The sequence below is a fragment of the Methylosinus sp. DMC45 genome, assembly GCF_056313885.1.
On sequence record NZ_JBQUZK010000056.1, the window covers coordinates 364,369 to 375,845 of the forward strand.

The 11,477-nt window shown below is 65.3% G+C and carries 10 protein-coding genes; 1 reads left to right on the plus strand and 9 read right to left on the minus strand.

All coding sequences use genetic code 11. The features are described from left to right. Positions 1-266: 266 nt before the first annotated feature. From ACT53T_RS20845 to ACT53T_RS20885, 9 genes are all read right to left on the minus strand, one after another. Positions 267-1,715 (minus strand): DUF3526 domain-containing protein, encoded by a 1,449-nt coding sequence (locus ACT53T_RS20845; RefSeq protein WP_476162681.1) that lies wholly within the window; start codon positions 1,713-1,715, stop codon positions 267-269. Positions 1,716-1,723: 8 nt separating this feature from the next. Then, positions 1,724-3,205: a DUF3526 domain-containing protein gene (locus ACT53T_RS20850; protein WP_476162682.1), complete on the minus strand. Its 1,482-nt coding sequence runs from the start codon at positions 3,203-3,205 to the stop codon at positions 1,724-1,726. Further along, on the minus strand, positions 3,202-3,924 hold the full coding sequence (locus tag ACT53T_RS20855; RefSeq protein ID WP_142862617.1) for an ABC transporter ATP-binding protein: 723 nt from the start codon (positions 3,922-3,924) through the stop codon (positions 3,202-3,204). The genes ACT53T_RS20850 and ACT53T_RS20855 overlap by 4 nt, the downstream gene beginning before the upstream one ends. A 233-nt stretch (positions 3,925-4,157) precedes the next feature. Further along, positions 4,158-5,591, minus strand: a complete 1,434-nt coding sequence (locus ACT53T_RS20860) for an ATP-binding protein (RefSeq protein WP_476162683.1) — start codon at positions 5,589-5,591, stop codon at positions 4,158-4,160. 140 nt (positions 5,592-5,731) lie between these two features. Continuing rightward, complete coding sequence (ccrA, locus tag ACT53T_RS20865; protein WP_018266983.1) at positions 5,732-6,988, minus strand: crotonyl-CoA carboxylase/reductase; 1,257 nt, start codon at positions 6,986-6,988, stop codon at positions 5,732-5,734. 138 nt (positions 6,989-7,126) lie between these two features. Beyond that, on the minus strand, positions 7,127-7,585 hold the full coding sequence (locus ACT53T_RS20870; RefSeq protein WP_476162684.1) for a hypothetical protein: 459 nt from the start codon (positions 7,583-7,585) through the stop codon (positions 7,127-7,129). A gap of 39 nt (positions 7,586-7,624) precedes the next feature. Beyond that, the gene (gene lepA / locus ACT53T_RS20875) at positions 7,625-9,430 is read right to left on the minus strand and encodes a translation elongation factor 4 (RefSeq protein WP_161912070.1); all 1,806 of its coding nucleotides are present in this window, start codon (positions 9,428-9,430) and stop codon (positions 7,625-7,627) included. 296 nt (positions 9,431-9,726) lie between these two features. Then, complete coding sequence (locus tag ACT53T_RS20880; RefSeq protein ID WP_476162685.1) at positions 9,727-10,398, minus strand: hypothetical protein; 672 nt, start codon at positions 10,396-10,398, stop codon at positions 9,727-9,729. A gap of 234 nt (positions 10,399-10,632) precedes the next feature. Beyond that, positions 10,633-10,965: a monooxygenase system ferredoxin subunit gene (locus ACT53T_RS20885; protein WP_476162686.1), complete on the minus strand. Its 333-nt coding sequence runs from the start codon at positions 10,963-10,965 to the stop codon at positions 10,633-10,635. 124 nt (positions 10,966-11,089) lie between these two features. On the opposite strand from ACT53T_RS20885, the gene cutA reads away from it, so the two are divergent. Further along, complete coding sequence (cutA, locus tag ACT53T_RS20890; protein ID WP_476162687.1) at positions 11,090-11,434, plus strand: divalent-cation tolerance protein CutA; 345 nt, start codon at positions 11,090-11,092, stop codon at positions 11,432-11,434. Positions 11,435-11,477: the final 43 nt, after the last annotated feature.

Below are 11,477 nucleotides of genomic sequence, written 5' to 3' on the forward strand. Positions count from 1 at the left end.
GAACGAAGAAACGGGGCCTTCACCCTCCCCTCGAGGGGAAGGGTCGGATGGCGAAGCCATCCGGGGTGGGGTCGCACGGCAAAGACTCGGCGGAAACACCCCCACCCGATCGCCTTCGGCGCTCGACCTCCCCCCTCTAGGGGGAGGTGGAAACGCCTCTTCAGGCGCCGCTTCTCGTTCACCCCGCGCTCTTTGATTGTTTCTCACGACGCAGGATAGCACAATTCCCGAGGCGGGCGCGCAAAACGCCCGCGACGCTGCGTCGCTCACGCCGCCTTGCAGCGCCGCAGCCCGCGCCACGCCAGCACGGCGAGCAGCAGAGCCGGCAGCCCCACGCCGGCCGCGAGCGCGGAGGCGACGCCGGCCGAGGCGCTCGCCGCATCCGCGCTCGCGGCGAAGCGCGGCAGGGCGGCGTAATCGGCCTGCGTCAGCGCCTCGCCCGCATGGGCGCGCGACCAGAAGAAATCGCGCCAACGCTTGTGGAAGTCGTCGAGCCGGGCGGAGAATTCCGCATAGCGGCGGTCGCCCGAGCCGGCGATATCGGCGACCGAGCGATACATCAGCAGCGCCGGCGACAGAAAGGACAGCTGGTCGGCGAGCGCGCGCTGGCGGGCGAGCTGCGCCTCGTGACGCGCCATCACTTCCTCGACGCGCGCATTGGCCGTCTCCAGCACGGCGAGGCGGCGGATCGTGCGCTCCTTGGCGTCGCCCAGCTTCATCTCCGCCGCCGCGGCGTCGGGGTGCTCCTCGGCGTAGCGGGCGAGGGCGGCGTCGCGCTCGCGATCGGCGTCGGTCGTGGCGGCGCGCGCGGCCAGCGTCATTTCCGAGCGGGAAGGCGCCGGATAGAGCGCGTCGGCGAGCGTGTTGACGGCGGCGGGCGCGATCATGGTGACGCCGGCCCAGACGGCGATGAGCGCCAGCGCATTATAGGCGGAGCTTTTGCCGAAACTGTCGACGACGGCCGCGAGCAACGCCCAAAAGGCGCCATAGGCGAGGATCGCCGCAATGAGCAGCGCGAAAGCGCCGGAGCCGAGCGGCTCGGCCCCGCGCAGAAGATAGACGCCGGCGCAGGTCGCCGCGATCATCGCCAATATCGGCAGGCCCGCCCGCGCCGCCAGCTTGCCGAGCAGAACGGCGGTCGGGCTCTCCGCGCTGGCGAGGGTGAGGGCGAGCGTGCCCTTCTCGCGCTCGCCGGCCGAAAGATCGAAGCAGAGCGCGAGAATCGTCAGCGGAAACACGAAGACGAGGACGAAGGCGAGATCGATCGAGCCGCTGGCGAGATGCGCCGGATTCTCGATCTCATCCGCGAAGAGGAAACTGTCCTTGGTCCCGCTCGTCACTTTCAGCGCGGCGGGGAAAAGATCGCTCTGCCCCGTGGCGACGATCGCGAGCGGCGTCGGCTCCAGCGCCGCCACCGCCGCCGCGGAGCCGCCGCCGACAAAGGCCGCGTTGCGCGGATCGCGATAGGGCGTCTCGCCCTTCACGCGGCCGGCGTCCAGATCGGCGAGCGCCTTGCGCAGCGAATCGAGGCGCAGCGTCTCGTCGCGCCGCGCATCCTCTATCGCCGCCTTTTGCGCGGCGACGCGCTCGGCGCCGTCGAAAAAGGCGAGCGCGCTCATTGTCGCGATCGCCGCGAGCACGGCCCATGCGGCGGCGTCGCGCCGCAGAAGCCGCCATTCGAACCGCCATGCGGCGAGAAATGCAGAGAAGGTCATGGCGGGCCTCACAATGGGCTGAGGCGTCGCGCGGCGAAGCCGGCGAGCGCTGCGGTCAGCACGGCCCAGAGCGCGAGCGCGACGAGATCGCCGCGCGCATGGGAGAGCGCGAAGGAAACGGCCGGCGCGGCGTAATCGAAAGAGGGAATGCGCTCCCACATGTCGCGCGAAGCGACATAGAAGGCGTCGCCATAGCGCGCGTTATGGATGAGGTCCTCGCTCGCCGCCGTCAGAATGCGGCGCCGATGCGCCTCCGCCGCCGTGGCGAAATCATATTGGTGCCAGGAATCCGTTCCCGAGAAGCTCGTCGAGAAGGGCTGCATGGCGAGCGCGGGAAAGAGAAAGCCCGGCGCCGCGCGCAGCCTGTCCTGCGCGTCGAAACCGGCCTGCAGCGCGCCGAAATGCTTGTCGAAAATGACGAAGCCGTTCTCGTCGTCCTTGCGCAGCGCGAGGCCGCGGAAATTGACCGGCAGATCCTCTATGCGCGAGACGCCATATTGCGCCAGCACGCTGTCGCGAAAGGCGATGAAGCTCGGATGCGTCTCGTCATGGCCGAAGGTCTTGTTCTTGTCCTCGGCGATAGCGTTGCGGAATTCGAGCGCGGTGGGCAGCGGCGCGACGCGCTTGGCGACATCGGTCATCACGCGCGGCGCGAGAAAACAATTGGCGAGCCAGAAAGCGAGCAGGAGCACCAGCGCCGTGCGCGTGGACTTCGAAAAAGCCGACACGCCGAGCGCGAGAAAGACGAAGCCGGCGAGATAGAGGCCATAGCCGAAGGAGAGCGCGAGCAGACGCTCGAGCTGATCGGCGACGGAGAAATCATGATCGGCGAGGAAGAGCGTCGCCAGCACGGCCGCGGCGAAAGCGGGAATGAGCAGGACAGAAAGAGCGCCGAGCGCGGCGAGCGCCTTGCCGGCGAGAATATCGATGGGCGAGGCGCCGAGGCTCATCAGCTGGCGCAATGTGCCGCGCTCGCGCTCACCCGCGAAGCCGGCGAAGCCGAGCAGAACGGCGACGAGCGGCATGATCGTCTGCAGCACGAAGGCGAATGACAATCCGCCGAGCCGCGCGCCGACGCCGGCGTCGCGCGCCGCACGAAATTGCGCCTCATTCTGCTTATGCGCCTCCAGCCAGACGGCCTCGCCGACATAGGCGTCGACGCCCGGATCGGCGAGCGCCAGCGGGCTCTGCGGCTTGAAAGCGTATTGGCCGAAATGCGCGGCGGCGTGCGGATTCTTCGCGCCCTGCCCTGTCCACAGCGCGCGGTCGGTCGCGGCGGCGGCGGCGCGCTCGCGATCCAGCCGCATATGCTGCGCGGCGCCGAAAGCGAGCGCGCCGAGCATCAGCAGGAAGACGAGGCCGAACAGCCAGGCGAGGCGGCTGTCGCGGCGCAGCTCCGCCCATTCCTTGAGGGCCACGGCGCGGGCGACGCGCCAACGGCCGGCGGGCGCCTGTGCGGCGGGCGCTTTCGCGACGACGATCTCGCTCATGCGGCCGCTCCTCTGAACTGCTCGAGATAGGCCCGCTCGAGGCCGAGATGATCGACGTCGTCGGCGCCGAAGACGGACACGAGCCGGCCCGCCTGCATCACGCCGATGCGCGTGCCGCATTGCTTGGCGAGGAAGAGGTCGTGCGTGACCATCAATATGGCCATGCCCTGCTTGCGCAGCTTCTCGACCAGAGCGGCGAACTCATTGGCGGCGAGCGGATCGAGGCCGGAGGTCGGCTCGTCGAGCAACAGCGCCTGCGCGCGTCGCGCCAGAGCGACGGCGACGCCGACCTTCTGCCGCATGCCCTTGGAATAGCCGGAGACACGCCGGAAGGCCGCCTCCTCCGCGAGCCCGGCCTCGCCGAGCAGCGCGAGCAATTCCGCCCGCGCGAGGCGGCGGCCGCCAGAAATCTCGGTGAAATATTCGAGATTCTCGAGCCCGCTGAGCGCGCCATAGAGCATCACCGTCTCGGGAATATAAGCGAGACGACGCCGCGCCTCGAGCGGCTCGCGCGCCGAATCGACGCCGCCGACCAGCGCCTGGCCGGAGGTCGGCGCGATAAAATTGAGGAAGAGATTGACGGTGGTCGTCTTGCCGGCGCCATTGGGGCCGAGCAGGCAGAAGGCCTCGCCGCCGGGAATATGCAGATTCAGCCGGTCGAGGGCGGGGCGATCCGCCTTGCCCTCATATCTCTTGGTCAGCTCGCGCGCTTCCAACATGCGAAATCGCCTCCCGACGCCGAGGGCCGTTCTCGCAGCTTTCCGCGCAGAGCGTGGGAAGTCGTCTCGAAGCGCCCGTCCGACCCGGCATCACATCGGCGCGCGCTCGCACGATACGACAACGCAGTCACGCCCGATCGGCAGTGCTGGCCTCTGCGCTGTCGTATGCAATTCGTGCGAGTTTTTCATGCTCGCGCTTTCCGTGTCAATGCGCATCGAGCGGAATAGCGCGATCAGAAAGTGAGCCACCGCTCGAAATCATCCATGTCGATGCAGACCATCCCAGCGCGCCCCAGCGCTTCACGCTCGAAGGACGAGAAAATCGGCGCATACACTGCTTTTTCGATTCTCCAGTCGCGATAGGGCGCGCCAGTCTTGGTCGCCAGAAAGCGAGCGACATGTTCCTCGAAAGTCGCGAGCGCTTGCGCGTCATGCGCGCTGGCCGAACGCTTGCAGGAACCGAACCGGATGCGACGATTGGTTTCGTCCAGCGCGATCATATCGATCTCGATGTCGCTGCCATCGGCCTTGTTCCAATAGCCGGCGACGAGTTCCGTCAGCGGAAAATCGCCGACGCCCTTGCGGGAGCATTCCTCGGTGATCTGGCGCACGAGCTTTTCGAAGGCGTAACCCTCGTGGGTTTGGAGGGACACGTCGGCTTTGGCGACGGCCTCCTCGATCGGGCGAATTCGGGCGAGCCGCGCATTGCGTTGAATTGCGGCGAGCCATGCGCTCAGAAAATTGTCTGTAATGACGTAGCGCGCGTTTCGCTGCCTGTCCGCCGAGAGGATCGGCTGGAGCTTCTCGACCATGCCGTATTTTTCGATGAGCACCTTCAGATAGCCAGCGAGCTGATTTTCCTGCGCAGGACCGGCGCGGTCGTATTCCGCTTTCAGCTGGCCATGCGACAAAGGCCCGAGACGCGCCAGCAAGGTCAGGACGGTGTCGTATCGCCCGCGCAGTTCTCTCAGGAACCAGTTGTCAGCTTCGTCCTTGAGGGGGCTGGAGCCTTCGAAAAACATTTTTCGCAAGGTGCTCTTTCGATAGTCGGACGACGGAATAAGCGCGCCGTGATCGAAGCAATCCCGATAGAACTTCGGGACGCCTTCGAAGAGCGACCATAAAAACAGGCGATGACGAGGATCGTTGACCGCATGGGCGCGAAACATTTCGAAGAGGGTTTCAAAATCCCAATGACAGACTTCTAACCTGTCCGTCACACGATTGAACAAAGGAGATGCCCGATCCTCCAAAATCGCGGTCATTTCCGTATGGATCGAGCCCAGCGTAAACAAACCGCCATGTAGATCGCTAGATCTGGCCTCATCGATACGAGACTGAAGAATTGATTGAAAAGACGAGAGTGCTTTTCGATGAAAATATTGGAATTCATCAATTATAGAAATGCCGCCGAACCACCAAAACGCACGGAGATATGTCGCAATTACTAAAAAATTCGCGCTCGCTTCCCGAGCGAATGGATTGCCGCTGTCTTCAATCGCATCTTCGAAAGCCTGAGCGACCCCTCGCTCATCGCTGTCGGGAACTTGAATATACAAAGTCTTGTCTGTCAGCCCCCGCCGCCGGATCGCCTCCTGAATCAGCGACGTCTTGCCGATCCGCCGCCGCCCGGAGATCGCACAAAAGAAAAAGCGTCGGCGCGCCAAGATCTTATCGATCTCGGCGAGCTCGACCCGTCTTCCGTAGAAGCCCTACTCCGCCATCGGCTCTCGCTAACATAAAAATTTTTATGTTAGCCTATATAGGGCCGATAGCGCCTTTTTGACAATGCGTTATCGCACGAGGCTCACTTCTTCCCCGCAGCCGCGACCACATCCTCGAGGCTGCGCAGGCCGGTGGTCGGGGCGTTGACCAGCACGGCCATATTGCCGGGGGCGTGCTCGTTCTTCCACATTTTGGTGTGGGCGTGCGGGATCTTCGCCCAGGTGAAGACTTCCGACAGGCAGGGATCGACGCGGCGGTCCACGACGAAGCGATTGGCGGCGGCCGCCTGCTTCAGATGCGCGAAATGCGAGCCCTGAATGCGCTTCTGGCGCATCCACACATAGCGGGCGTCGAAGGTGAGGTTGAAGCCGGTCGTGCCGGCGCAGAACACCACCATGCCGCCGCGCTTCACCACCATGCAGGAGAGCGGGAAGGTCTGCTCGCCCGGATGCTCGAAGACGATGTCGACGTCCTTCTTGCCGGTGATGTCCCAGATCGCCTTGCCGAAATTGCGGGCGGCCTTGGACCAGTCGTTGAACTCCGGCGTGTTGACCGTCGGCAGCTGGCCCCAGCAGCCCTTGAAGTCCTTGCGGTTGATGACGCCCTTGGCGCCGAGCGAGAGCACATAGTCGCGCTTGCTCTCGTCCGAGATCACGCCGATGGCGTTGGCGCCGGCCGCCGCGCAGAGCTGCACGCCGAACACGCCGAGACCGCCCGAGGCGCCCCAGATGAGGACATTGTCGCTGGGCTTCAGCCGATGCGGCTCGTGGCCGAACAGCATGCGATAGGCGGTAGCCAGCGTCAGCGTGTAGGAGGCGGATTCTTCCCAAGTGAGGTGCTTGGGGCGCTCCATGAGCTGGCGGTCCTGCACGCGGCAGAATTGGGCGAAGGAGCCGTCCGGCGTCTCATAGCCCCAAATGCGCTGCGAGGCGGAGAACATAGGATCGCCGCCGTTGCATTCCTCGTCGTCGCCATCGTCCTGGTTGCAGTGGACGACGACCTCGTCGCCGACCTTCCAGCGCTTCACCTTGGAGCCGACGGCCCAGACAATGCCGGCGGCGTCGGAGCCGGCGATGTGATAGGGGAGCTTGTGGACGTCGAGCACGGAGATCGGCTGGCCGAGCGCGGCCCAGACGCCATTGTAATTGACGCCCGCCGCCATCACCAGCACGAGCACGTCATGGCTGTCGAGCTCCCAGGTGGGAACCACCTCGAGCTGCATCGACTCCTCGGGCGGTCCATGCCGCTCCTTGCGGACGACCCAGGCGTGCATCTTGGCGGGAACATGGCCGAGCGGCGGAATCTCGCCGATGTCGTAGAGGTCTTTCAGTTCGGTCAACGTCTGGCTCCTCGGGGAACTCTTATCGGGCCGGCGGCGGGGCCGAGGGCGCCATTGATATACGGCCGGCTTTCGCCTGAACAGAGGGATATTCGGCCGGGGTGAAGGAGGGGGCGGCCGGCCGGCGATTTCGCCCGCTCACTCCACCGGCTTCCAATTTTCCGCGAAATAGCCTTCCGCATCCAGCGGGGCGACCTGCTTTCCCGGCCGCGCTTTTTTGCCCGCGCATTTCCATTCGTAGATCGTGTCATGGCCGGTCGCGGCCATGGGGATGAAATCGGAGCCCGGATTTTCGCGGCAATATTGCGCGGCGCCGGGCAGAGCGCGCGATCTGTTCGCCTTGAAGCAGGGGAGATTGGCGCCGACGACGCAGGCGAGCGTCCGCCCGCCCGAGCAGCGGTAATAGGCCCCGCCTATGTCGCCCGAGAGGCCGAAAGCGCGGCGGATCGCCGGCGCGAGGGAGGCGGGAGCCGCGCGCGGGGCGGAACTCGCGCCCGATGCGCAGAGCGGCGCAGCGGCGGCGGGAGCGGCGGGAGCGGCGAGCGCGAGAAGAGCGGAAATCAGAGCGGAGCGAAATGGAACAGGCAGCGCCGTCATCGACTTTCTCCCTCGATGGGGCGCGTCCGAGACGGCGCCCTAATCCTCCATCTTCAGCGCGGCGATAAACGCCTCCTGCGGAATCTCCACGCGGCCGAACTGGCGCATCTTCTTCTTGCCTTCCTTCTGCTTCTCGAGCAGCTTGCGCTTGCGCGTGGCGTCGCCGCCATAGCACTTCGCCGTCACATCCTTGCGGAAGGCGCGCACCGTCTCGCGGGCGATGATCTTGCCGCCGATCGCCGCCTGAATCGGCACTTGGAACATATGCGGCGGGATCAGCTCTTTGAGCTTCTCGCACATTTGCCGTCCGCGCGAATCGGCGCGCGTGCGATGCACCAGCATTGAGAGCGCGTCCACTGGCTCGGCGTTCACCAATATGCTCATCTTCACGAGATCGCCGACGCGATAATCGGTGATGTGATAGTCGAAGCTGGCGTAGCCCTTGGAGATCGACTTCAAGCGATCGTAGAAATCGAACACGACTTCGTTGAGCGGCAGGTCATAGACCGCCATGGCGCGCTTGCCGACATAATTGAGATCGACCTGCACGCCGCGCCGATCCTGACAGAGCTTCAGCACCGCGCCGAGATAATCGTCCGGCGTCATGATGGTGGCGCGGATCCAGGGCTCGAGAATCTCGTCGATCTTCACCACATCCGGCATGTCGGCCGGATTGTGCAGCTCTATCTCCTCGCCATTGGTCAGCTTGATCTTGTAGACGACCGAAGGCGCCGTCGCGATGAGATCGAGATCGAACTCGCGGCGCAGACGCTCCTGAATGATCTCGAGATGCAGCAGCCCCAAGAAGCCGCAGCGGAAGCCGAAGCCGAGCGCCGCGGAGGTCTCCATCTCGTAAGAAAAGCTCGCGTCATTGAGGCGCAGCTTGCCGATGGCGGCGCGCAAATCCTCGAAATCGGCGGCGTCCACCGGAAAGAGGCCGCAGAACACCACCGGCTGCGCCGGCTTGAAGCCCGGCAGCGGCTCCGCACATTGCTTTTTGTCTTCGGTGATGGTGTCGCCGACGCGCGTGTCAGCGACCTGCTTGATCTGCGCGGTGATGAAGCCGACCTCGCCCGGCCCGAGCGAGGCGACATCCAGCATTTTGGGCTTGAACACGCCGATCTTGTCGATCTCATAATGGGCGTTGGTGCCCATCATCAGAATCTTCTGACCCTTGCGCATGCGCCCGTCGATGACGCGCACCAGCACGACCACGCCGAGATAGGCGTCGTACCAGCTGTCGACCAGCATCGCCTTGAGCGGCGCTTCATCGTCGCCCTGCGGCGGCGGCAGGCGGGTGACGATCGCCTCCAGCACATCGGGAATGCCGATGCCGGTCTTGGCGGAGATGAGCACGGCGTCGGAAGCGTCGAGGCCGATGACGTCCTCGATCTGCTCCTTGATGCGGTCGGGCTCGGCCGCCGGCAGATCGATCTTGTTCAGAACGGGCACGATCTCGTGGCCGGCGTCGAGCGCCTGATAGACATTGGCGAGCGTCTGCGCCTCGACGCCCTGGCTCGCGTCGACGACGAGCAGCGAGCCTTCGCAGGCCTTCAGCGAGCGCGAGACCTCATAGGCGAAGTCGACATGGCCGGGCGTGTCCATGAGGTTCAGGACGTAATCCTTGCCGTCCTTGGCCTTATAGTCGAGGCGCACGGTCTGCGCCTTGATGGTGATGCCGCGCTCGCGCTCGATATCCATGGAATCGAGCACCTGCTCGACCATATCGCGCGCGGCGACGGTCCCCGTCGCCTGGATCAGCCGGTCGGCGAGCGTCGACTTGCCGTGGTCGATATGCGCGACGATGGAGAAATTGCGGATATTGTCGATTTTGCGCGTCGTCATGGCGGCGGGGATAGCAGCGCCCGGGGGCGAAGGGAAGCGGATTTGACAGAAGCGGGCGCGCTCTGCTCCTCTCGCGCCCCCGCTCCCCGAGACGTCAGGCGACGCCATGATCCCGATATCAGCGCTCCACGGGAGCCGCCGTCATCGCGAGCGAAGCGAAGCGATCCAGTGTCGTGGGGCGGCTCCTGGATCGCTTCGTCGCTGCGCTCCTCGCGATGACGAGAGCCGATCCTGCAAAAAAAAGGGCGCGCGTCGGGGGACGCACGCCCTTTTTGAACGCCCTTGCAGCCGAGCGCTCAGCTCTGCTTCAACCGCGTCTCGATCTCGCTCTTCGCCTTGGCGTAGAGCTCCAGCGCGCGGGGCTTGGCCCATTGATAGGCCTCGACCAGACGCGGCGCGAGCCAGCGCAGGAAATCGGCGCTCAGCCGGCCGGCCGTGGCCACGCCCTCGACGATGCGGTCGAACCAGGGCAGCGCCGCATGGCCCTCCGGGATTTTGGAGCGCGTCCAGGCGACGGCGAGCTTCAGCTTCTCCTGCGCAAAGTCGCAGAACACGACCAGCGGATCGGGCGAGCCGGCGGCGGTGAGCCGGTCCTTCAAATGGGCGATCTCGGCGCTCGCCTGCGCGGCGAGCACGGCGGCTTTCTCCTTGGCGCCATGTGCGGCGGATAGCTCGGCGCGCAGTGCGTCCAGCTCGGCGCTCAGCCGATCGCGATGCGCGACGACGCCCTCATGCTCGGCGATGGCGGCGGCGACGGCCTTCGCCTTCTCCTCCACCGCGGCGGTGAGTTCGGCGCGGGCGGTCTCCAGCTCCTTCGCCAAGGCGCTCGCCTTGGTGATGAGCTCGATCTTGTCCTTGGCGTGGCGGTCACGCTCGGCGGTCATCGCCTCGAGCTGCGCATCCAGGCTCACGGCTTCGACGCCGTTCGACGCCTCCTCGGCGACGGGGGGCTGTTCGGACAGGTTCATCTCCTACCTCTCTTCGTGGCCTAGAGACGCATCCGGCGCGAAACATAGAGAATTTTGCCGATTCGGCAAAAGCCGAATCTTCCCTCCATACGCCCGCGCCCGCTCACGGCCGATCTCGTCGATCTGTCCGCGCCGAACCGCACCTAGCGTTCGGCGCAATGAGATCAACCGCTTGTGAAACTCACCTCGCTCGCTCCCGCATACGAGGCCGATCGAGGTCCTGCCGCCGCGCGCTCAGCGATCGGCGAAGAGGGGGCTGACGCCCTCCGTATCTATATAGACGACGCCGTCCTCGATCTTGACCGGATATTCGGCGAGCCGGCTTTCCTGAGGATGGATCGGGTCGCCGGTGCGCATGTCCCACGTCCAATTATGGAGCGGGCAGGTCAGCACCTCGCCGTCGAAATCGGCCGTGTCCAGCGGCGCATTGGTGTGCGGGCACACGCCTTGGAAGGCCTTGATCTCTCCGCCGAAGGCGAAGGCCAGGATGATGAAATGGGAATCTGCGATGACGAGACGCATTTCCCCTTCGAAAACAGTGTCCTCCTTGCAGACCCTGGTGAACATGTCCTTAGCCTCTCCGAATGCCGGCCGCGGCGCCGCGGCCGCCTGCGCGAGGCCCAGCAAGAAAAGCGCCGCCCCGCCCGCGGACGCGTTGATTTCGCCCGAAAGCCCGCCCATAGTCCCGCCCGTGAGCGCGAAAGAGCCGAAATTCTGCGTCGTCCAGACGACGATCGACACAGAGGCGGGCGCCGAGCGGCTCGCCCGCGCCCTGCTCGCCGCCAAGCTCGCCGCCTGCGTTCAGATATTCCCCATCCGCAGCTTCTACGTGTGGGAGGGCGAGACGCGCGCCGACGCGGAATTTCTGGTGCAGTCCAAAGCCCGCGCGCGGGACTATGACGCGCTCGCCGCCGCCATTCGCGCCGCGCATCCTTATGAGGTCCCGGAGATCATCCGCCTCGACGTCGCCGCCGGCGATCCCGCCTATCTCGACTGGGCGGCGCGCGCCACGGAGCGGGACGACGCCGCCTCCTGAGCGGCGGGCGAACGCACAGCCCCACGCAAGCCTCGCTCGGCAA